Here is a 19,975-nt window from a genome sequence, read left to right as displayed (position 1 = left end):
GGGCGGCTATCCGTCCTGCCCGGGATAGGGCTTGTCCTTGAGCAGGCCGGCGAGGTGGGCCGCGTTGGCGGCCACTGCCGCGGCGGTCTGCGAAACCTTGTCGGGCGTCTGCTCCAGATCCTGGAAATCGGTGGACCCCATCGCCTCGCCGACCCAGTAGCAGGCCGCGGCCGCCGGGATCGTCCAGCCCAGATCGTTGAGGCTCTGGAACAGTTGCGAAGTCGACCAGTGCGCGCCGTCCTCGTTGCCGACGATCGCCGCAACCGCGACTTTGGAGTAGCTGGGCATCCGCCCCCTGTCGTCGGTTTCGCCGAGGAAAGCGTCCATCCGTTCGAGCACCCGCTTCGCGACCGAGCCGATCTGCCCGAGCCAGATGGGACCGCCGAAGATCAGGATGTCGTGGGCGAGGATCTTTTCGCGCAGCGCCGGCCAGTCGTCGCCCTCCCCCTCGTCGGAGGTTACCCCCGGCAGGACATTGTAGTCGACGACGCGCAGCGTTTCGGCGAGCGCAACGTCATGTCCGGCGAAAGCATCGGCCAGCACCGAGATCATCGCATCGGTCGAACTCGCCTCGCCGCCCGAAGGCTTGAGCGTGCAGTTGAGGGCGATTGCGGAAAGAGCCATGTGATTCTCCTGTCGTCACAGGAAGAAGCACACGGCCCTTCGATCGTTCCGGCGCCTTGCCGGCCCCACCGCAGATCAGAGACCGGCGATCAACTCGTCGGCCAGCTTGCGGTCGGCATCGGCGTCGTGCTTTTCGGCGATCAGCTTGCGCGAGGCGGCGGCGGCGGCGGTGGCGGCGCGATTGCGCACATCCTTGATCGCTTCGCGCTCGGCGGCGGCGATCTTGTCTTCGGCCATCCGCTTGCGGCGTTCGACCATCGCCTTGCTGTCCTCTTCCGCCTTGGCGAGGATCGCGTCGGCTTCGCGCCGGGCATTGTCGAGCATCGCCTCGGCGTCCTTCTCCGCGCCGGACACCTTGCGGCGATATTCGTCGCGCAGCGCTTCTGCCTCCGCGCGAAGCGTCTTGGCTTCGTCGAGCTGCTGGCGGATCGCGGCGATCTTGTTGTCCAGCCCACCGACGATCATGCCGGGGACTTTCTTCCACACCGCGATCAGGATCAGCACGATCATCGCCACGGCGACGACCTGGAACGGCGCCAGGCCGAACAGCTCCGGCTCCACGTGGTGGGCCGTACCGTGTTCGACCACTTCGGTCTGGGCCGCCTCGGTGGCGAAGACCTGGGGCGTGTTAGCCATGGTTCAAGGCCTCCTTCACAGCCTTCTTGGCGCTGGCAGCGGTCACGCTGGCGCCGGCGAGGCGCTGAACGATGTCGCGCGCCGCCTCGGCCGCGACATCTTCCACTTCGGCCAGCGCCGAAGTGCGCGCCTCGGCGATTTCGGCTTCGGCCTTGGCCAGCTTGGTATCGAGCCGCTTCTGCGCGGCGCCGAGCTTCTTTTCGCTGGCGGCCGCCGCCTCGGCCTTGGCCTTGGCGATCAGCGCCTGGGCCGCGGCGCGATTTTCGTTCTCGCGCTTGCGCCAGGCTTCCTCTTCCTCGTCCGCCTGCGCGCGCGCGGCCTCGGCCGCGGCGAGATCGGCGGCGATCTGGCTGTCACGCTGGGAAACGGTGTCCATCACCTTGGGCACCATGCCCCGGCCGACGACGAAGAAGACGATCCCGAAGAACACCAGCAGCCAGAATATCTGGCTGGAATAGGTATCTGCGAGCTGGGCTATCTGGGGCATCGAAGCGCGTCCCGGAAATCAGCGGAAAGAGGCGTGCCGGCCGGCACAAGTCCGGCCGGCGACGGGTATCGGTCGATCAGGCGACGAAGATCAGGATCATCGCCACGACGAACGCCAGCAGGCCGAGCAGCTCGGCAGCGGCGAAGCCGATGAACAGGCGGCCCTGCTGGCCGTCGGCGGCACCCGGGTTGCGCAGCGCGCTTTCGAGGAACGAGCCGAACACGTTACCCACACCGATCGCGGCCATGCCCGCACCGATCGCGGCGAGACCGGCGCCAACCAGCTTTGCAGCTTCTACGTCCATTTCAAAAACTCCTTTGGATCGAATTCGTTAATTCGGGTTGGTAAAACTCAGTGAAGGTTCTCGGCGTCGTTGATGTAGAGCGACGTCAGGAGAGCGAATACATAGGCCTGAATGCCCGCGACCAGGATTTCCAGCGCGCAGATGCCGATCATCAGCAGGAAGCTGGGCAGGCCGACCAGGGCCGCGAAACCGACGCCCGCGTTGGTGCCGTCGATCACGAAGCTGGACAGCACCTCCAGCAGGACGTGCCCGGCCATCATCGCCACGAACAGTCGCAGCGCGAGGCTGAAGGGGCGCACGGCGAAGCTGACCAGCTCGATCAGGAAGATCGCCGGGATCATCGGCAGCGGCGTGCCGTGCGGCACGAACAGGCTGAAGAAATGGAAACCGTGCTTCCAGAAGCCGACGATCAGGACGATCGAAAAACTGATCGCGGCAAGAACGCCGGTGATCGTGAAATGGCTGGTGAAAGTGAACGGGTGAAGGCCGACCACGCCGAGCGGCAGGAGGCCGAGGAGGTTGGCGAAGAGGATGAACATGAACAGCGAGAAGACATAAGGCACGTACTTGCGCCCGGCCTTGCCCACATTGGCTTCCAGCATGTTGTCGACGAAACCGGTGAAGGTTTCGACCGCCATCTGCCAGCGGCCGGGCACGAGCTGGCGCTTCGTCCCGCCCCATACGAAGACGCCCAGGACCACGGTGGTGATCAGCATCCACAGCGCGCTGTTGGTGAAGGCGATGTTGTAGCCCGCCAGTTCCCAGTTCTGCGAGCCGAACATCGGCTCGATCGTGAACTGGTACATCGGGTCGACCTTTGCCGGTTCGGCTGCCACGGCTGTTACGTCCCTACCTCATGAACATTCGCGCTCGCGGCTACCCCTCGGGCGAGGAGTCGTCGGAGCGCGTGTTCGCCATCCGGAAAATGTTCCTGAAGGCCACCACTATTCCGAGGAACAGGCCGGCCAACAGACCCCAGGGCGACGTGCCGGCGAAGGTATCGACCAACCAACCGAGCACGAGGCCGCCGAGAATACCGCCCAGGAGATCCGCCAGCACCCGGTTGCCGCTGCGATAATTCGCATCGGCGCTCTGCACTTGCGGCCGGTTGCGTTGATCTTCACGCTCGCGTGCGGCCCTGAGCCGCTCTTCGAGCGCGTCGATCCGCGCATCCTCGGCGATTGGTTCTCGTGCGGGCTTTTCGTCGTTCATGCCGTGTTCCTTAGGGAAATACGCAGCATGCGCAACACCTGCCCGCCGAGGGCGCCGCCCCCTTAGGCTGCCCCTTTTGGCGAGTCAATCGGCGGCTTGCCCCGCCTGGCCGGAACCGGCGGCAGGGTCAGCCGGGGCAGCGGCTGTCGCGCTGCGGCGGGGCGCTGGTGCGCGTCTTCCACGTACCGTCGGGCGCCTGGTACTTCTCGCCGGGCGAAGTCTTCGCGATGGCGATGCACCCCGCGGTCAGGGCATATTCTTCCACCGTCGCGTTCGCCGCCCGCGCCTTTTCCGCATAGACCGCGCGCCGCTTGATATTGATGTCGTTCACTATCCGCTGCAATTCCGGCGTGGAAGCGCCGACGATGCCGAGGTAGCCATCCATCTTCTCGCCCACTTTGCCGCTGGCGCGCGCGGCCTCGTAGGCCGGATCGCGCTGCGCCTGCACGGGGGCGGCGAGACCGCCTGCGGCAAGCGCGAAAGCCGCGGCAGCGAGCGAGACCTTGTGAAACATATTCCTGTTCATGACGGTTCCCATCAGAAGATATCCGCGTTTTCCTCGATCGTATTGCCCGCGTCTTCCGCGAGCCGGTAGATCACTTCCTGCCGGATATTGATGTTCAGCTCGATCACGATCGGCTTGTCCGGGGCCTCCACCGAAATGCAGCCCCCCAGCGCCGCCGAACCGGCCATCACCAGCACCAGCGAACGGATCGCCCGCGACCATGGCTTTGCTTCCCCCTGCATCGGCAGGGTTGTCGCAGCCGCGCGGCGGGCAGTCAATTCAGCGGGCTTCATGGCATTGTCTCGCTTTCCTGGGTCTGAACGGATGGTTCGTCGGGCGTTGTGTTTTCGGGCCGAAGCGCATCGTCGGGCGGCCGCGCGCGGCGCTGCAGCCGCTCGCCGTCGTCCGACAGCAGGCCCAGCTCGCGCGGATCGCGCACGAAAGCCGGATCGTAGAGCGAGCGCAGATTGGTCAGCAACTGGGTGAAGGCGGCGCGGATATTGACGCGAAATTCGAGCGGCAGGCCCGCGATCTGCCGGGTGACGAAGTTCTTGCTGGTCCCTTCGCCCTGGCTCACGCCCTCGAACCGGACCTGGGTGACGATCTCGCCCGACAGGCTGCCGTTCATTTCCACGGTCATCCGCCGATAATCGAGCGCACGCAAGGCGTCGAAGGCGAAATTGGCGATCGGCGACAGGTCCTCGTAAGTCAGCTCGCCGACATAGGAGACATTGCCGCCCGGCGCGCGCGAGACCAGGCGACCGCCCTCTATGCGCCCGTTGCCCGCCTCGTCGAAGACGATCGGCACTTCGCCGTCGAACGTGCCGGTGGCGGAAATATTGCCCAAATCCATTTGCTGGACGAACGTCGCGGCATCGAGGCCTTCGATTTCGAAGACGTAGGCGCGCCGCTCGCTCGCGCCGATATTCAGGTCCACCGGGCGCAATGTCAGGGTTCCGCCCATGAACGGCCAGGTGCCCCCGGCAACCGACAGAAACTGCCCCTCGCGCAATGCGAATTCGACCTCGCCCGCGGTCACTACGACCCCGGGGTTGATCGAGGCGACCTGCAGGCGCTGGCCCGGCACGGTTGTCAGGCCGATCAGGTCGGAAAAGACGATCGTGCCCGAAGCGCCCCGAACCGGGCCGAAAGCGGCAGCGAAGTCGAGCCCCTCGCTGGAAAACCGCCCGGAACTGGTCACGCCTTGCCCGTCCCAGTCGATCCGCCCGGTGCCGGTGACGGTGCCGCGGGTGTTGGCGATGACGCCCAGCGCCAGCTCGCTCAACATGTCGGGTTGCAGCGCCTCGTCGAACACCAGGCTTGCGACCGAGAGATCGGCGTGGCCCGCACCGCGCGCAAGATCGTGGACGATTGCCACGCGCGCCACTTCGCGATCGCTGGTCGGCTCGCGCAGCAACGCGCCGGCACGAATCGTGTCGGTTTCGAGCGACAGGGTCGCATCGCGGGCCACCAGCGGCTTGAAGCGATCTTCCTCGCTCCGGTCTTCCAGGACGAAGCTTCCCTCCCCGATCGCGAAGATCCCGTCGGCATAGCGCCAGCGCCCGGCCGTCTGGCGCAAGTCGAGCGGGACGGCGAACAGCGCGACGTCGGCATCGGCGAAGGTCCCTTCGATCTCGCTTCCGAGCGTTGCCTGAACGCTGCTGATGCGGAAAGTGCTGGCTTCGCTTTCGGGTCCGAGCGCGACGGACACCTCGCGTGCGGCGAGGTTGCCGGGCCAGGCGAACCCGACCGCACCCGTTTCAAGCCGTATCGCGGTGCCCGCCAGCTCGCCCGCGAGATCGAGCGAAGGTGCGCCCGCCGCGATCCGCAGCCCGCGCGCGTCGTAAGCCAGAATCGGCCCCCCGCGCGGCGGGCACAGGCGCAGGCCGCGGCGCTCGAGCACGAGATCGGCCAGGGCGAGGCGGCCGAACCGGAAATCGGTGCATTCGTGCCACAAGGCCAGCCCGCGCGCGGAGGACCAATGGCCGTCGAGCGGCACGACCAGGTCGCGCGCCGCGCCGCCCGGCAGCGCGCCCGACACCACCGCGCGGCCCGAGAAGCCGAGCTGCCCGCCGGCGCCCTGGGCCAGCACGAGTTCAGGCAGGGCGACACGCGAATCGCCGGCGGCATAGTCGGCCATCCGTAAGCGCAGCACGGCGTCGCGACCCGCAATCTGTTCCATCCGACCGACCATTTGCGGCAACCCATCGCCGCCGGTGCGCAAGTTGCCGGTCAGCCGCGGCGCACGGCCGCGCCCGCCGAGGTAATGGACGCGCGAAAGCGCCAGCAGCGTCGCCCCGCTGCCCCCGCGCAAAGTGGCATTGGGCACCACCGCCGACACCGCATCCCCGTTCCTGCGCCAGATCAGGTTGCCCGTCAGCCGGCTGCCGCGCTCTTCGCGCCGGAGCGCGCCGGCCATGCGCCGGGCAAGCGGCGCGATCAGGGTATCGGCGCCGCCGCGCGCGAGATCGTCCAGCGTTTCCGCCACCGCGCGGCCGGTGCGCAGCCCGTTGCCTTCGACATCGGCCTCGACCTCGATCCGAGAGAACCCGTCGCGCGCGCGCAACCCTCCCCTGGCCGTAAGCACCGCGAACTGCGCCTGCGGGTGCGCAACGCCGCGCCCGACCAGCGAATAGCGCGCGGTAAGCCGCCGGTTCCGCCAGCTTGCACGCAGATTGGCATTCATGCCGTTGATGCGCGTTTCCTCCAGCGCGATGCGCCCGCCGGACACGCGTGCCTGCCCTTCGTAGCCCGCCAGATCGGCATCGCCGGTCGCCTCCAGCGACAGCGCAAGATCGGCCAGCGCCACGCCCCCATCCTCGCAGGTCAGGGCGGACAGCCGCAGCGGCCCTGCGAATGCCGGCTTTCCCGCGCTCGTGGTCAATCGGCCGTAAAGCGATGCCCCGTCCGCGCGGCACCCTGCCCCCTCCAGCTCCGGCGCAACCATGGCCAGCTGCCCGTCGAAACCGTCGTCCAGCTCGCCTTCGCCTTCGGCCTTGATCCCGACCGGGCCATAGTCGGTTTCGACCAGCGCGCGCCCGTCGATCAGTTGCAGGTCGAGATCGGGCAGGCCAGGGGGCGCGTCGCTTTGCGCGAAAAGGACGCGGTCGAGGCTGCCGAAGCTCGCTCGCCCGCCGCGAACGCTGCCGAACAGGCGCGGCCGTTCCAGCACCACCCGGCCGATCGCCGGGGTGCCGAAGCGATAGCGCAAGTTCACGATCACGCGCTCTACCGTAAGGTCGGGCCGCGCCGGATCGCCGACGACCACGTTGCGCAGGATCTGCTGCTCCGGGCCGATACTTTCGATTTCGTACTGCGCGGGAAGGTCGTATTCCTCCAGCATCCCGGCGATGACGTCCTCGGCGATCCGCTCGCGCGAAAACCACAGCACGGTCAGTGTGACGACCGTCAGAGCCAGGAGGAACAGCGACAGGCGCACTCGCCAGCGCGGCGCTCGCCGGCCGGATGCCGCCGTTTCCGGCCCTTCGCCCTTCTCGTCTTCGGCCAGCGCCATCGGCCCCCACTTGCGCGCATCGCCCGCCAAAGGCAATGGATCGCTGTCGAACGCGCCGAAGGGGGAATGGTTGCCGCAGGAGGGGGAGAAACCGGCGAAGTCCGCGCCGCCCCATGCGGGCACCGGCCACCGCGCGCGGCTGCGCCGGCGGCTGCTGGCCGGCGGGGCCGAGGCGCTGGCGGATTACGAAGTGCTGGAATACCTGCTGTTCGCCGGCAACCCGCGCGGCGACACCAAGCCGCTGGCCAAGGCCTTGCTCGACCGGTTCGGCACGCTGCCTGCCGTGCTCAACGCCGATCCCGCGGCGCTCACGCAAGTGAAGGGCATGGGCGAGACGGGCACGGCAATGCTCAAGGCCGCCGCACTCGCCGCCCGGCGCATGGCGCGCAGCGAAGTGCAGGGCAAGCCGGTGCTCGGATCGTGGCAGGCGCTGCTCGATTATCTCACCATCGACATGGCGCATCTGACCGTGGAGCGGGTCCGCGTGCTCTACCTCGACACGCGCAACCGCCTGATCCTCGACCACCATGTCGGCGACGGCTCGATCGACGAGGCAGCGATTCACCCGCGCGAGGTGGTCAAGCGCGCGCTGGAAGTCGGCGCGAGCGCGCTGATCCTGGTCCACAACCACCCGAGCGGAAACCCCGAACCGAGCACGGCCGACATCCAGATCACCCGGCGTATCGCCGAAGCCGGGCGCCTGTTGGGGATCGTCGTCCACGACCATGTGATCGTGGGACGCGAAGGGCACGCGAGCCTGCGGGCCAAAGGGCTGATCTGACGATCGCGGGCCGCTGCCCTACCTGGCGGTCAGCTCCCGGAAATCGAGGCCGCTGGGCTGCTGGAAGATCCGCAAGCCGAACTCGGGCAGGATCGCCAGCAGATGATCGAAGATGTCGGACTGGATCCGTTCGTATTCGAGCCACGCGGTCGTGTCGGTAAAGCAATAGATTTCGAGCGGCAGCCCCTGCGGCCCCGGCTCGAGCTGGCGCACCATCAGCGTCATCGCCGGCGATATCCGCGGATGCGCGCGCAGATAGGCGAGGACATAGGCGCGGAACGTGCCCACGTTGGTCACCCGGCGGGCATTGACCGCCTCGCGCCCCGCCTCCCCCAGCTCCGCGTTCCATGTGTCGATCTCGCGCTGCTTGTCCGCAAGGTAATCGGCGATCAGCGCGAAGCGTCGCAGACGGGCGATTTCCTCTTCGCCGAGGAAGCCGATCGCGTTCTGGTCGATGAAGATCGGCCGCTTGATCCGCCGCCCGCCCGATTCGGACATGCCGCGCCAGTTGCGGTAGCTTTCGGAAATCAGCCGGTGCGTGGGGATGGAAACGATCGTCTTGTCGAAATTCTGCACTTTCACCGTGTGCAGCGCGATATCGATCACGTCGCCGTCCGCCCCGGCCTGCGGCATCTCGATCCAGTCGCCCACGCGCAGCAGGTCGTTCGATGTGAGCTGGACCGAGGCGACCAGCGAGAGGATCGTGTCCTTGAACACCAGCAGGACGACCGCCGCCATCGCGCCGAGGCCGGACAGCAATATCAGCGGCGACTGTTCTATCAGAACCGCGACGATCAGGATCGCGGCGCCCGAATAGACGACGATCTTGAGCACCTGGATATAGCCCTTGATCGGCCGGCTCGCGCTCTGCGGCTTGCGTTGATAGAGCGCGTTGATGAAGCTCAGCCCGGCGCTGATCGCCATCGCTATGACCAGGATGGTCACCCCGTTGGCAACGTTGGCGATCACCGACGCCACGGGCAGCGGGAGATGGGGCACTGCGTGGACCCCGTATGCGACGATCACCGTTGGCACGATATTGGCGAGATATGCCGCCATCTTGCCCGGGTTCGGCCGATCCTTCGGCAGAACCCGCGCGATCAGGACGCGCAGAATGATTTTCTTGGCAACGAAATTGCCCAGCCAGGCAATCGCCGCCAGAATGCACAGCCCGATCGCCGCTTCGGCGGCGGGGGCCAGGCCGGCAAGGCCGATGTCCTCGAAAGTCGGAAGCTCGATCATGACGTCTCGTTGCGCTCGGTCCCGCAAACGGTCCCCGGCCATTCGCCGCGAACCCATGTTCTCGATCGGTGATGCGGGGCCTAGGTGGACGTCGCCGGAGCCGCTGTCAAATGAAGCGGAACCGGATAGCGGGAGGATGCTGAGCCTCCCGCCCTGGCGCGATTGCGAGCGATCGCCTCGCGCACTTGCGCCTTCACGCGGACCGGCCGGAACCGGTCATTTGGCTCCCGCTCCCCGGGCAGGGCGGAACCACATGTACATGCCCGAAAGGATCAGCGCGAAGAGGAACGGCAGCGGGGTGTAGTACACCCATTCGGGCGGGACCATGACCGCCTGGAGCAGGAAAATCGCGGCTACGGTGGCGACGAAGGCCATCGATATCCAGCGGTGCCATTGTCTGATCGTTGCGCGCATCAATCGATCCTTTCCAGAAGCGTTTCGAGTGTCTTGAGGAACCGCGGCCAACCCGCGCGGGCGCCGTAATAGGCCTGCCGATCCTCGGGCCGGAAACCGGTCTGCTCGAGCAGCAATCGCGTGCCGGCGCCGGTCGGCTCCAGCGTCCATTCGACCTGGCTTTGCAGGCCCGACCCGTTCCAGGTGTAGCGCAACCTGCGCTGCGGCTCGACGGCCAGGACCTCGCCTTCCACTCTGCCCCATTCGGCGTCCATCGAAAACCGCGCGCCGACCTCGGCGCGAAAGTCGTTCGGCATGATCCATTCGGCCAGCAGCTCGCTCTGGGTCAGCGCGCGCCAGACGCGCTCGGGCGGATGGGCGAACTCGCGTTCCATCGTCAGCGTTCGGGTTCGGGTGTCGTTGGCGGTCAATTGTCCATCCTTCCCAGAAGATCGTCGAGCGCGTCGAACCGCGCGTGCCAGGTTTCGCGCATGGCCCGTGTCCAGTCGTCGAGCGTCGAGAGCCGGTCGGCGCGCGCGCGATAATAGGTCGCCCGGCCCGCCCGGCGGGCATCGACCAGCCCGCTATCCTTCAGAATCGCGAGATGCCTGGAGACCGCGGGTTGCGAAATGCCCGAACCGTCGGTCAGCCCGCCGACGGTCAGTTCCCCGTTGCGGCAGAGGCGCTCGAACAGCGCCCGCCGGCTGCGGTCCGAAAGGGCCCTGAACAGCAGATCCGAAGCATCGGGAGACATGGCTTATTCATAACCAAACAGTTATGAATTGGTCAAGCGCCCGGTCGCGCTAGTTCGGCGGAGCCAGCCCATAGGCGCGATAGATCGCCTCGAGCGCAGGTTCCGCCGAGAGTGCCAGGGCAATATCCTCCCGCCCCGCGGCGTCGCCCAGCTCCAGTCGCACGATCCCGCGCAAATAGCGCGAGGCATGCTCGCCCGGGGAAGCGGTCAGCACTTTGTCGAGGTCGGTCAAGGCCTGTCGGGCCTCGCCAAGGCGAAACAGCACCAGCGCCCGGCTGTCGAGCGCGCCGACCCCGCCGGCGGACTGTTCCACCGCTTTCAGGCAGACCGGCAGCGTGTCGCGCGTGGCGAGGTTCCAGATGCCGGCGTACCAGCACAGGGCATTGAACGCTTCCGATCCCGGTGAGGCGAGATCGGCCAGATCGGTAAGGCGATCGAGGCCGTCCTGCGTCTGCCCCGCCCATCCTTCGGCATAGGCGAGCTGGATGTCGCCCCAGTCGGGATCGTTCGCCACCAGCGCGCTTTCTTCCGCCAGGGCAATCGCTTCGTCCCCGCGCCCGAGCTGTCCGAGTATCTCGATCTGGCTGTAGTGATCGGGGTTGGCCGGATCGAGCGCTTCGGCGGCCTGGAGGTCGGCAAGCGCGCCTTCCAGGTCCCCCAACTGCCGCTTCGCCGCCGCGCGCGAGCGATAGGTCCAGGCGGCAGGTTCGCGTTCGAGAGCAATGTCGAGATCGGCCAGCGCCGCCTCCCAGTCGCCGATACCGGCGCGGAACGCCGCCCGGTTGGTATAGGCGCCCGCCTTGTCTTCCTTCTCGCGCTCGATCAGCAGGGCATAGGCTTTCTCGAGTTCGGCCAGCATACGCCGGTCGCTGCCCCGATAGTCCCAGGCGCGGCGCACCTCGGCAGGCGCGACGATCGTCGGCAAGCGGCGTTTCATGCGGATCGTTTCGCGCTTGACCGCGGCCAGCTCGCTGGCGGGAATCTCCCACGCGATGCTCTTGACGTCCTGCACTATCGCGACGCGCCCGCTCTCGAGCCCGCCCGAGGAGCGGATCAGGTTGCCGCCGATCTCGCGTTCGAAGGTGGGCTCCCCGCGAACCGCGAAACCTTCGCCGCCGTCGGGCAGCAACCACTCGACCTCGCCGCGCCAGAACAGGGGCCCGTTCACGGTCACCGGCAGATCGCGCCACTCGGCCCGCGCCCGGTCGTTCTCGAAGCTGAAGCTCGCTGCCGGCAGATAGGGCATTTCCAGGCGATAGCGGCCGTCGCGCATTTTCCAGGGCGTCGTCATCAGCCCTTCGACCGCGATCGTGGCGGTGCCTGTCTCGTCGTCGTAGGCGATCGATTTTTCGATCTGTCGGTGCTCGCCGATCACCGAAGTCACCGTCGCCTGGATCGCCTCGTCACGCTGCTCCCCATCCTCCAGCTGCGTCAGCATACGGAAAGGCGAGGCGTTGGGGCCCGTCACCGTCAGCTCGAAATCGAACAGCGCGGGCACGGCCAGGCCGGCACTCTGGTCGACCGTAAGGCGAACCGTGCGATCGGGCACCGGCAGGGGCCGCGCGGCGATGGGCTGCAAAGCCGCGCCTTCCTCGCGCAGCGGCAGGGCATGGCCGAAACGCGGGACCGCTCCGATCGTCTGCAGGCGCGTGCCGAAACTCGTCCCGTCGAGCCAGTAGGATTGCCCACCGATGTCGGCGCGCACGATCATGTGATTGAAATTGCCCGGCAGCGGCAGCAACCCGGGCACGGCGTCGCCTATCGTCGTGCTGACCAGCACCGCTTCGGCCTCGATACCCAGCTCGCGCAGCATGGCGAGAAGCAGGAGCGACTTGGCCTTGCAGTCGCCGTAGCGGTGCTGCCAGGTTTCGGCCGGCGATTGCGGCAGGTAGTTCCCTCCGTCGAGGCCGTTCATGAGATAGCCGATCTCGTCCTGCACCAGTTGCACCGCCAGCGCCGCGCGGGCGAGCGGGTCGGCCGTGGCCGCGCGGATCTCCTCCACCTCGCGCGCGATATCGCCGTCCGGCGCTATCGTCCCTTCGGTGCGGAAATAGGGGGCCATCGTGGCCGAGACGGCTTCCCAGCTGTCGAAAGTGCCGACCTGCACGGACGGCGGCATCCGAAAACGCATCGGTGCGTCGTCCGGCATCTCGGGCGGCTCGGCCAGGGGCATGTCGATCGTCAGGCGAGTCATTCCGCCCTCCTGCACCACCTTCGCGGCATCGTCCGCGCGCAAGACCCGGTGCCTCACCGGCTGGCCGGTCGGCCACGACAGGACGATCCGTCCGGCCGCCACCGGCAGCGGTTCGGCAAGGATCGCCGAACTCCATTCCATTTCGTTGTCGAGCGCCTGATCGCGGCGGGTCACCGAATAGGCGACGCGCACGGTGTCGCCGACCCGAAGACCCGGCACGGCCAGCGTTGCCGTCAGCCCGCCGTCGAGGATGCGCTGTTCCAACTGCCGTTCGCGCCGGAGCACTTCGAACCGGGCGCCATCGCCCAGGACGTCGAGCGTTTCGCCGTCGCGCACCAGCTCGATCCGGTGAACGATCAGGTCACCCTTGTCGGGCAGCCAGTTCGCCGAAACCGTGCCCAGTTGGCTGAGCATTTCCGGGGTTTCGAGCGCGAGAGCGAGGTCGGTGAATTCCCAGACCGTCCCGCCGTCCAGCAGAACCTGCGATTCGACCAGCCGCATCGGCTTGCCCGGATGGCTGTCGGCCGGCGGAAGCTCGGCCACGTCGACCCATTCGGGTTCGGGTTGATAGAGGATTTCCTCTCCCGCCCAGGCAGGCGCAGCGAATGCGGTCGCTGCGATTCCCCCGGCGATAAGACGGCCCAAACGATGCATATGCCCCCCAGCGATGCAGTATCGGAGCCATGCACCCTACCGCCAATCTGGCGGGTTGCCAATCAGCCTTCCCCCCTATAGCCGCGCGGCGACACCCGTTTTCCCGCCCCGGAGTTTGCCATGGTCCCCCGTTACGCCCGCCCCCCGATGTCCGCGATCTGGGAGCCGGAGGCGCGCTATCGCATCTGGTTCGAGATCGAAGCCCACGCGACCGAAAAGCTGGGCGAGCTGGGCGTCGTGCCGAAAAGCGCGGCGAAGGCCCTGTGGGACTGGTGGGCGACCGATCCGAAGATCGACGTGCCCGCGATCGACGCGATCGAGGCGGTGACCAAGCACGACGTGATCGCTTTCCTCACCTGGGTCGCGGAGCAGGTGGGCGACGAGGCGCGCTTCATGCACCAGGGCATGACCAGTTCGGACGTGCTCGACACGACCCTGGCGGTGCAACTTGCCCGCGCGTCGGACATCCTGCTGGAAGATCTCGACCTTCTGCTCGCCGCGATCCGCCGCCGCGCGGAGGAGCACAAGTATACCCCGACCATCGGCCGCAGCCACGGCATCCATGCCGAGCCGGTCACTTTCGGCCTCAAGCTGGCGCAGGCCTATGCCGAGTTTTCCCGCTGCCGCAAACGCCTGGTCGCCGCGCGCGAGGAGATCGCGACTTGCGCGATTTCGGGTGCGGTGGGCACGTTCGCCAATGTCGATCCGGCGGTCGAGGAACATGTGGCCGAACGGCTCGGGCTGGCGATCGAGCCGATTTCCACCCAGGTCATCCCGCGCGACCGGCACGCGATGTTCTTCGCCACACTGGCCGTGATCGCCGGATCGATCGAGCGCGTCGCCGTCGAGATCCGTCACCTTCAGCGGACCGAAGTGCTGGAGGCGGAAGAATACTTCTCCCCCGGGCAGAAGGGGAGCAGCGCCATGCCGCACAAGCGCAACCCGATCCTGACCGAGAATCTCACCGGCCAGGCGCGCATGATCCGCGCCTATGCCCTGCCCGCGCTGGAAAACGTCGCCCTCTGGCACGAGCGCGACATCAGCCACTCCTCGGTCGAGCGCTTCATCGGCCCCGACGCGACGATCACGCTCGACTTCGCGCTCGCGCGGCTGACCGGGGTGATCGACAAGCTGGTGGTCTATCCCGAACGGATGCAGAAGAACCTCGACCGCATGGGCGGCCTGGTCCATTCGCAGCGCGTGCTGCTGGCGCTCACCCAGGCCGGGGTCAGTCGCGAGGACGCCTATGCGATCGTCCAGCGCAACGCGATGAAAGTCTGGGAATCCGACGGCAAGCTGGCGCTGCTCGACCTGCTGAAGCAGGACGGCGATGTCACCGCCGCGCTGAGCGAGAGCGAGCTGGAGGAGAAGTTCGACCTCGATTACCACTTCCGCCAGGTGGACCGGGTGTTCGAACGCGTCTTCGGCTGACTCGTCACCCTGAACGCGTTTCAGCATGACGGGAGTGGGGGGCGGACTTCGACGCCGGATGACTAGCGCGGCGCGGTGTCGTCCGCCGGGGGATCGCGCGGCGTAGCGCCCGGCTCCAGCGCGACCCCGTCCCGGTCCAGCCGGACATCGACCGGAACCCCGTTGACGTCGGTCGAAATGATCACGCCGCTATCGTGCACGCGCAGCCGCGAACCGCCCTCGTCCAGCGGGATATCGCCGATCTGCGGCACGTCCTGCGGCTGGACAGGGCCGCTTGGATCGGGGCTCGGCGTCGGGCGCGGGCGGGCCGGAGCGCGCGCCTCGCCCAGCGCCCGGCGCATGAAATCGCGCCAGATGCGCGCGGGCAGCCCGCCCCCGCTGATCCCCGCGAGCGGCGAGTTGTCGTCGTTGCCGATCCACACCCCGACCACCAGGTCGCCGGCATAACCGACGAACAGCGCGTCGCGATTGTCCTGCGTCGTCCCGGTCTTGCCGAAGTTCGGGGCACGCAGCATCGCCGCGCGCCCGGTGCCGCGGTTGATCGCGCTGCGCAGCAGGCGCTCGATCGCCGCGTGCCGCCCGCGCGAAAGGCGCTCCTTGCCGCTCCACAGCCAGTCGAACCAGCCCGGGGGCTGCTCCACGAACGCGTGCGGCCGCACGGGAAATTCGTTCGCCGCAATCCCGGCATAGGCGGCGGTCAGTTCCATCAGGGTCATGGTCGAAGTGCCGAGCGCCAGGCTCGGGTCTCCTTCGGCCAGCGGCGAGGTGACGCCCAGGCGGCGGGCCATGTCGATCACCGCCTGGTCCCCCACCTGCTCGAACACGCGCACCGCGGCGACATTGCTCGACCGGGCGAAGGCCTGTTCCAGCGTCAGGCTCTGCGAATAGGCGCCGCCGGCATTGCGCGGGCGATAGGTGCCGGTCTCGATGGCGCGGTTGTCGACCGGGTCGTCCGGGTCCATCCCTGCCTCCAGCGCGGCGAGATAGACGAACAGCTTGAAAGTCGACCCCGGCTGGCGCCGCGCCTGGGTCGCGCGGTTGAACGGCGACTTGGCATAGTCGCGCCCGCCGATCATCGCCACGACCTCGCCATTGGGCCGCATCGCCACCAGCGCCACTTGCGCCGTGCCCAGCGGCGCGCGCGCGACCACGTCGCGGGCGATCCCCTGCAGGCGCGAATCGAGCGTGGTGGCGATCGTCTGCTCCGAATAGCCGCCGCCGACCAGCTTGCGCGCTTCGGGCAGCGCCCAGTCGGCGAAATAGGTGCCGGTGGGCAATTCGTTGCGCGTGCGCACGTCCAGCCGCGGGGTCGGCAGCCGGGCGGCCTCTTCCGGAGTCAGGTATCCCGCATCGACCATCGCCGCGACAACCAGCCACATGCGCTGTTCGGCGAGGTCGAAATTGCGCGTCGGGGCAAGGCGCGACGGGGCCTGGAGCAGACCGGCGAGCATCGCTGCCTGCTCCGGCTTCAGGTTTTCCGGGTGGCGGTAGAAATAGTGGAGCGAGGCCGCGCGCAGACCATAAGTGTTGTCGCCGAAATAGGCGTTGGAAAGATAGCGTTCGAGGATCTCGTCCTTGGTCAGCCAGGCTTCCAGCCAGAAGGCGATCAGCGCCTCGCGCGCCTTGCGCGTCAGGCTCTGTTCGGGGGTAAGAAACGTGAATTTGGCGAGCTGCTGGGTGATCGTGCTGCCGCCCTGGGTCGGCCCGCCGGTCGCGTTCGACCACAGCGCGCGCGCAATCCCGCGCGGGTCGATCCCCCAGTGGCTGTAGAACCGCCGGTCCTCGATCGCCAGAAACGGTTCGATCACATGCGGCGGAAGGTCGGCGACACGCACCGGCTCGTCCACCACCGCCCCGTTGCGCGCGATCGGCGTGCCGTCCGACGCCAGCAGGGTCAGCTGCGGCGGGGCGATCGGTTCGAGCGAGCGCGAAAGCGGCGCAGTCACCGCCAGCCAGCCGATCAGCAGGATGAAAGCGAACAAAACGCCCGCCACGCCCCGCACGATCCAGCGCCGGCGCCGGCGCTTGCGCTCGCGCTTCGGCTCGTCCTCCATATAGCGGTCGAGCTGTTCGAGCCGTTCGGCCCAGGGATCGCCCCCGGCGCCGGAAGAGCGCCCCATCGCCCCGGCGCGCGCGCGATCGGGGGCGGCGTCCGCATCGGTCCAAACGCCGCCGGGCGCATCCTGCAAAGCGTAGAATCCCGGCCCGTCCGGCTCGTCGCCGCCGGTGCGCCGCTTGCGCGAGGGCCAGGGAAAAATCCGGTTCATCGAAAGCTGTATTAATTACATAACACAGCCACGGACCGCATCAACCCGTCACGCGGCGGATACCACGCTCTCCGGCAGTTCCTCGCCAAAGACGCGCTGGTAGTATTCGGCCACCAGCATCCGTTCGGCCTCGTCGCACTTGTTGAGGAAGCTGAGGCGGAAAGCGAAGCCGACGTCCTTGAAGATGGCGGCGTTTTCCGCCCAGGTGATAACCGTGCGCGGGCTCATCACGGTCGAGATGTCGCCGCTGATGAAGCCCTGCCGGGTCAGGTCGGCGACCTTGATCATGTCGGCGATCGTCTTCGGGTCGGTGTCGGGATTCTTCGCGGCGACGATTTCCTGCTCGGTCTCCGCCGGCAGATAGTTGAGACCGACGACGATGTTCCAGCGGTCCATCTGCCCCTGGTTGATCGCCTGCGTGCCGTGATAGAGGCCGCTGGTGTCGCCCAGCCCCACGGTGTTGGCGGTGGCGAACAGGCGGAAATTGGGATCGGGGCGGATCACGCGGTTCTGATCGAGCAGGGTCAGCTTGCCCGCCTGTTCCAGCACGCGCTGGATCACGAACATCACGTCGGGCCGGCCCGCGTCGTATTCGTCGAACACCAGCGCCACCGGGTGCTGCAGCGCCCAGGGCAGCAAGCCTTCGCGAAATTCGGTCACCTGCAATCCGTCGCGCAGAACGATCGCGTCGCGCCCGACCAGATCGATCCGGCTGATATGCGCGTCGAGGTTGATGCGGATGCAGGGCCAGTTGAGCCGCGCCGCGACCTGTTCGATGTGGGTCGACTTGCCCGTGCCGTGATAGCCTTGGACCATCACCCGGCGGTTGTGGGCGAATCCGGCCAGGATCGCCATCGTGGTCTGCGGTTCGAACACGTAGGCATCGTCCAGATCGGGCGTGCGCTCATCGGGTTTCGAAAACGCGGGCACTTTCCAGTCGATGTCGATCCCGAATGTCTCGCGCACGTCGACTTCGGTGTCGGGCGCGGCGATTACGGTCTTACTCGCCTGATCGAAGCTCTTGTCGGTCATGTCGTTCATCTCGCGCGGGTGACTATACGCGCGGCCGGGCCGCTGCAAGCGCCACGCGCGGAGATTTCGCGGAGATTTCATTGTCGCCACACAAGGCTATAGGAGTCCTATGCCCGACCGCCCTCCCTCGGAGCGCCTGCGCGCAGAGCTGGTCCGGCGCGTGCGCGCGGTGTTCAATGAGGACGGCCAGCAGCCGGTGCCGCCGTCGGAAGAGGCGCTGTTTGCGCGCGACACGCCGATCCGGCTGGTCCATGCCGACATCGTCGGGATGATGGTCGGCGGCATTCGGGGCCTGCTGCTGCAAATGCTCCATCCCCACGCGCTCCAGGGCGTGCTCGACCATTCGGATTTTCGCCACGACATGCACGGGCGGCTGCGGCGCACCGCGCGCTTCATCGCGGTGACGACGTTCGGCCATCGCGACGATGCGCGCGCGGCGATCGATCGGGTCAACCGCATCCACCGGCAGGTCGGCGGAACCCTGCCCGACGGGACGCCCTATTCCGCGCGCGACCCGCGCACGCTGGCGTGGGTTCATGTCGCGGAGGCGACCAGCTTCCTCGCCGCCTATCTGCGCTATGTCCGCCCCGGCCTGCCGCACGCCGCGCGCGACGAATACTATCGCCAGTTCGCCGTGATCGCCCGCGCGCTGGGGGCCGACCCGGTGCCCGAAAACCAGCGCGAGGCGGAGGCGATTTTCCGCGAGTTGCGCGCCGACTTGCGCGGATCGGCGGAGGCGCGCGAGGTGGCGCGCTTCGTCCTCACCCAGCGGCCGGAAGCGGCGCCGGCCGCGCTCCAGGCCACGCTGGCGGCGGAGGCGGTCACGCTGCTGCCGCCCTTCGCGCGCTCCATGCTGGGGCTGGAGCGGCCCGGCCTCGCCGCCCTGCCCGCCCGCGCCGCGGCCTGGGGCATGGGGACGACGCTGCGCTGGGCCTTCCGCCAAGGGCCGCGCCACCGGGTGAAAACCGACTCGCCCTAGCCGCCGGCCTGCGCCGCGTCCTGCTCCAGCCGGCGCAGAACCCGCGGGCCGGGGCCGGCTTCGGCAGCCCGGTCTTCGGGGTTGTAGAGCTTGCAATGTTTGAGGCTCAGGCACCCGCAGCCGATGCACCCGTCGAGGTTGTCGCGCATCGCCTCCAGCTGCGCGATCCGCCGGTCGAGCCGGTCGCGGATCGCCTCGCTGATCTTCCACCAGTCGAAACTGGTCGGCGTGCGCTTGTCGGGCAGACGGGCGAGCTGTTCGGAAATCTCCTCCAGCGTCAGGCCCAGTTTCTGCGCGATCAGGATAAAGCTCAGCCGGCGAATGTCCGACCGCAGGAAGCGGCGCTGATTGCCGCCGGTGCGGTGAGCGGTGACCAGCCCCTTGTCCTCGTAAAAACGAATCGCCGAAGGGGAAAGGCCGGTGCGGCGCGCCAGCACGCCGATGGGAAGCAGGTCGTTCGCACGCATGATTCGCCCCTAGCGCATTTCGTTCTTGACCTCAAGTTAAGTTGAAGTTGCATTGTCCTTCGCACCGATTCGCAAAAGGCGGCGCAGCGCCGCCGGAACCGCAAAGGAGTGCACATATGCCCAAGGGCCAGATCGAACACGCCAACCTCACCGTCACCGACCCGGATCGCAGCGCCGCGCTGTTCGAGAAGCTGCTGGGCTGGCACGAACGCTGGCGCGGCCCGGCGATGGCCGGCGGCGAGACGATCCACGTCGGCAGCGAGACGACCTATCTCGCGCTCTATACCAACCCGGAGGCCGGCGGCGGCTATGCCAAGGGCGTGCCGCTCAACCATGTCGGCCTGCTGGTCGACGATCTCGACGCGGCGGAGCAGATCGTGATCGAGGCCGGGCTGAAGCCGTTCTCGCACGCCGACTACGAACCCGGGCGCCGGTTCTATTTCCTCGACTGGGACGGGATCGAGTTCGAGGTGGTCAGCTACGGCTGACCACCTCCGCG

Annotated in this window: 21 protein-coding genes; 4 read left to right on the top strand and 17 right to left on the bottom strand. The window is 67.5% G+C overall.

The annotated features are described in order from the left end of the window. Positions 1-6: 6 nt before the first annotated feature. The 9 genes from V5F89_RS06610 to V5F89_RS06570 all read right to left on the bottom strand — a co-directional run bounded on the left by V5F89_RS06610 (position 7) and on the right by V5F89_RS06570 (position 7,282). The gene (locus V5F89_RS06610) at positions 7-624 is read right to left on the bottom strand and encodes a flavodoxin family protein (protein ID WP_338447448.1); all 618 of its coding nucleotides are present in this window, start codon (positions 622-624) and stop codon (positions 7-9) included. A 75-nt stretch (positions 625-699) separates the two neighbouring features. Beyond that, entirely contained in the window at positions 700-1,260 is a 561-nt protein-coding gene (locus V5F89_RS06605; protein ID WP_338447447.1) for a hypothetical protein, read from the bottom strand. Further along, a complete protein-coding gene (locus V5F89_RS06600; protein WP_338447446.1) occupies positions 1,253-1,747 on the bottom strand; it encodes an ATPase in 495 nt (164 codons plus the stop codon). The genes V5F89_RS06605 and V5F89_RS06600 overlap by 8 nt, the downstream gene beginning before the upstream one ends. Before the next feature lie 76 nt (positions 1,748-1,823). Continuing rightward, entirely contained in the window at positions 1,824-2,051 is a 228-nt protein-coding gene (locus V5F89_RS06595) for a F0F1 ATP synthase subunit C (RefSeq protein WP_047805836.1), read from the bottom strand. A 47-nt stretch (positions 2,052-2,098) separates the two neighbouring features. Beyond that, the gene (locus V5F89_RS06590) at positions 2,099-2,857 is read right to left on the bottom strand and encodes a F0F1 ATP synthase subunit A (protein WP_338447532.1); all 759 of its coding nucleotides are present in this window, start codon (positions 2,855-2,857) and stop codon (positions 2,099-2,101) included. A 70-nt stretch (positions 2,858-2,927) separates the two neighbouring features. Continuing rightward, positions 2,928-3,263, bottom strand: coding sequence for an AtpZ/AtpI family protein (locus V5F89_RS06585; RefSeq protein WP_338447445.1), 336 nt, complete (start codon positions 3,261-3,263; stop codon positions 2,928-2,930). A gap of 127 nt (positions 3,264-3,390) precedes the next feature. Beyond that, positions 3,391-3,789 carry a YdbL family protein gene (locus tag V5F89_RS06580; protein WP_338447444.1) on the bottom strand — a complete coding sequence of 133 codons (399 nt, stop codon included), beginning with the start codon at positions 3,787-3,789 and terminating at the stop codon, positions 3,391-3,393. 11 nt (positions 3,790-3,800) lie between these two features. Beyond that, the gene (locus V5F89_RS06575; protein ID WP_338447443.1) at positions 3,801-4,061 is read right to left on the bottom strand and encodes a YnbE family lipoprotein; all 261 of its coding nucleotides are present in this window, start codon (positions 4,059-4,061) and stop codon (positions 3,801-3,803) included. Continuing rightward, entirely contained in the window at positions 4,058-7,282 is a 3,225-nt protein-coding gene (locus tag V5F89_RS06570; protein WP_338447442.1) for a YdbH domain-containing protein, read from the bottom strand. The genes V5F89_RS06575 and V5F89_RS06570 overlap by 4 nt, the downstream gene beginning before the upstream one ends. Before the next feature lie 70 nt (positions 7,283-7,352). Between V5F89_RS06570 and radC the strand changes: the two genes are divergently transcribed. Further along, positions 7,353-8,063, top strand: coding sequence for a RadC family protein (gene radC / locus V5F89_RS06565; RefSeq protein ID WP_338447531.1), 711 nt, complete (start codon positions 7,353-7,355; stop codon positions 8,061-8,063). Between the two features lie 18 nt (positions 8,064-8,081). On the opposite strand, the gene V5F89_RS06560 is transcribed toward radC, so the two are convergent. From V5F89_RS06560 to V5F89_RS06540, 5 genes are all read right to left on the bottom strand, one after another. Next, the gene (locus V5F89_RS06560; RefSeq protein WP_338447441.1) at positions 8,082-9,305 is read right to left on the bottom strand and encodes a mechanosensitive ion channel family protein; all 1,224 of its coding nucleotides are present in this window, start codon (positions 9,303-9,305) and stop codon (positions 8,082-8,084) included. Between the two features lie 216 nt (positions 9,306-9,521). Continuing rightward, a complete protein-coding gene (locus tag V5F89_RS06555; protein ID WP_338447440.1) occupies positions 9,522-9,719 on the bottom strand; it encodes a hypothetical protein in 198 nt (65 codons plus the stop codon). Continuing rightward, positions 9,719-10,129 carry an SRPBCC domain-containing protein gene (locus V5F89_RS06550; protein WP_338447439.1) on the bottom strand — a complete coding sequence of 137 codons (411 nt, stop codon included), beginning with the start codon at positions 10,127-10,129 and terminating at the stop codon, positions 9,719-9,721. Before V5F89_RS06550 ends, V5F89_RS06555 begins: the two co-directional genes overlap by 1 nt. After that, positions 10,126-10,452, bottom strand: a complete 327-nt coding sequence (locus tag V5F89_RS06545; RefSeq protein WP_338447438.1) for a metalloregulator ArsR/SmtB family transcription factor — start codon at positions 10,450-10,452, stop codon at positions 10,126-10,128. The genes V5F89_RS06550 and V5F89_RS06545 overlap by 4 nt, the downstream gene beginning before the upstream one ends. A 49-nt stretch (positions 10,453-10,501) precedes the next feature. Then, positions 10,502-13,300: a DUF3857 domain-containing protein gene (locus V5F89_RS06540; protein ID WP_338447437.1), complete on the bottom strand. Its 2,799-nt coding sequence runs from the start codon at positions 13,298-13,300 to the stop codon at positions 10,502-10,504. Positions 13,301-13,420: 120 nt separating this feature from the next. Between V5F89_RS06540 and purB the strand changes: the two genes are divergently transcribed. Next, positions 13,421-14,731: an adenylosuccinate lyase gene (gene purB, locus V5F89_RS06535; protein WP_338447436.1), complete on the top strand. Its 1,311-nt coding sequence runs from the start codon at positions 13,421-13,423 to the stop codon at positions 14,729-14,731. Positions 14,732-14,793: 62 nt separating this feature from the next. Here the strand turns inward: purB and V5F89_RS06530 are convergent, their stop codons facing one another. Together V5F89_RS06530 and cobS are read right to left on the bottom strand one after the other, a co-directional pair. Next, positions 14,794-16,998 carry a transglycosylase domain-containing protein gene (locus V5F89_RS06530; protein WP_338447435.1) on the bottom strand — a complete coding sequence of 735 codons (2,205 nt, stop codon included), beginning with the start codon at positions 16,996-16,998 and terminating at the stop codon, positions 14,794-14,796. Between the two features lie 48 nt (positions 16,999-17,046). Then, entirely contained in the window at positions 17,047-18,039 is a 993-nt protein-coding gene (gene cobS, locus V5F89_RS06525; protein WP_338447434.1) for a cobaltochelatase subunit CobS, read from the bottom strand. Positions 18,040-18,139: 100 nt separating this feature from the next. On the opposite strand from cobS, the gene V5F89_RS06520 reads away from it, so the two are divergent. Beyond that, positions 18,140-19,009 carry an oxygenase MpaB family protein gene (locus tag V5F89_RS06520; RefSeq protein WP_338447433.1) on the top strand — a complete coding sequence of 290 codons (870 nt, stop codon included), beginning with the start codon at positions 18,140-18,142 and terminating at the stop codon, positions 19,007-19,009. Here the strand turns inward: V5F89_RS06520 and soxR are convergent. Further along, complete coding sequence (soxR, locus tag V5F89_RS06515; RefSeq protein ID WP_338447432.1) at positions 19,006-19,476, bottom strand: redox-sensitive transcriptional activator SoxR; 471 nt, start codon at positions 19,474-19,476, stop codon at positions 19,006-19,008. The two genes, V5F89_RS06520 and soxR, sit on opposite strands and share 4 nt — an antisense overlap. Before the next feature lie 116 nt (positions 19,477-19,592). Between soxR and V5F89_RS06510 the strand changes: the two genes are divergently transcribed. Further along, positions 19,593-19,964: a VOC family protein gene (locus V5F89_RS06510; RefSeq protein ID WP_338447431.1), complete on the top strand. Its 372-nt coding sequence runs from the start codon at positions 19,593-19,595 to the stop codon at positions 19,962-19,964. The last annotated feature ends 11 nt before the right edge of the window (positions 19,965-19,975 follow it).

Origin of the sequence: Pelagerythrobacter marensis (assembly GCF_036700095.1) — a bacterium.
GTDB classification, from domain to species: domain Bacteria; phylum Pseudomonadota; class Alphaproteobacteria; order Sphingomonadales; family Sphingomonadaceae; genus Pelagerythrobacter; species Pelagerythrobacter marensis_A.
The sequence above is the reverse complement of the archived record's forward strand: the minus strand, read 5'-3'. Positions and strand labels throughout refer to the sequence as shown.

Bases quoted from the DNA above. Each gene is read 5' to 3' on its own strand.
- V5F89_RS06590 (WP_338447532.1), bottom strand. From the start codon at position 2,857: ATGTACCAGTTCACGATCGAGCCGATGTTCGGCTCGCAGAACTGGGAA.
- V5F89_RS06555 (WP_338447440.1), bottom strand. From the start codon at position 9,719: ATGCGCGCAACGATCAGACAATGGCACCGCTGGATATCGATGGCCTTC.
- V5F89_RS06545 (WP_338447438.1), bottom strand. From the start codon at position 10,452: ATGTCTCCCGATGCTTCGGATCTGCTGTTCAGGGCCCTTTCGGACCGC.
- purB (WP_338447436.1), top strand. From the start codon at position 13,421: ATGGTCCCCCGTTACGCCCGCCCCCCGATGTCCGCGATCTGGGAGCCG.
- V5F89_RS06520 (WP_338447433.1), top strand. From the start codon at position 18,140: ATGCCCGACCGCCCTCCCTCGGAGCGCCTGCGCGCAGAGCTGGTCCGG.
- V5F89_RS06510 (WP_338447431.1), top strand. From the start codon at position 19,593: ATGCCCAAGGGCCAGATCGAACACGCCAACCTCACCGTCACCGACCCG.
- V5F89_RS06600 (WP_338447446.1), bottom strand. From the start codon at position 1,747: ATGCCCCAGATAGCCCAGCTCGCAGATACCTATTCCAGCCAGATATTC.
- V5F89_RS06610 (WP_338447448.1), bottom strand. From the start codon at position 624: ATGGCTCTTTCCGCAATCGCCCTCAACTGCACGCTCAAGCCTTCGGGC.
- V5F89_RS06560 (WP_338447441.1), bottom strand. From the start codon at position 9,305: ATGATCGAGCTTCCGACTTTCGAGGACATCGGCCTTGCCGGCCTGGCC.
- V5F89_RS06575 (WP_338447443.1), bottom strand. From the start codon at position 4,061: ATGAAGCCCGCTGAATTGACTGCCCGCCGCGCGGCTGCGACAACCCTG.
- V5F89_RS06585 (WP_338447445.1), bottom strand. From the start codon at position 3,263: ATGAACGACGAAAAGCCCGCACGAGAACCAATCGCCGAGGATGCGCGG.
- soxR (WP_338447432.1), bottom strand. From the start codon at position 19,476: ATGCGTGCGAACGACCTGCTTCCCATCGGCGTGCTGGCGCGCCGCACC.
- V5F89_RS06570 (WP_338447442.1), bottom strand. From the start codon at position 7,282: ATGGCGCTGGCCGAAGACGAGAAGGGCGAAGGGCCGGAAACGGCGGCA.
- V5F89_RS06580 (WP_338447444.1), bottom strand. From the start codon at position 3,789: ATGAACAGGAATATGTTTCACAAGGTCTCGCTCGCTGCCGCGGCTTTC.
- V5F89_RS06605 (WP_338447447.1), bottom strand. From the start codon at position 1,260: ATGGCTAACACGCCCCAGGTCTTCGCCACCGAGGCGGCCCAGACCGAA.
- V5F89_RS06595 (WP_047805836.1), bottom strand. From the start codon at position 2,051: ATGGACGTAGAAGCTGCAAAGCTGGTTGGCGCCGGTCTCGCCGCGATC.
- V5F89_RS06530 (WP_338447435.1), bottom strand. From the start codon at position 16,998: ATGAACCGGATTTTTCCCTGGCCCTCGCGCAAGCGGCGCACCGGCGGC.
- V5F89_RS06540 (WP_338447437.1), bottom strand. From the start codon at position 13,300: ATGCATCGTTTGGGCCGTCTTATCGCCGGGGGAATCGCAGCGACCGCA.
- cobS (WP_338447434.1), bottom strand. From the start codon at position 18,039: ATGAACGACATGACCGACAAGAGCTTCGATCAGGCGAGTAAGACCGTA.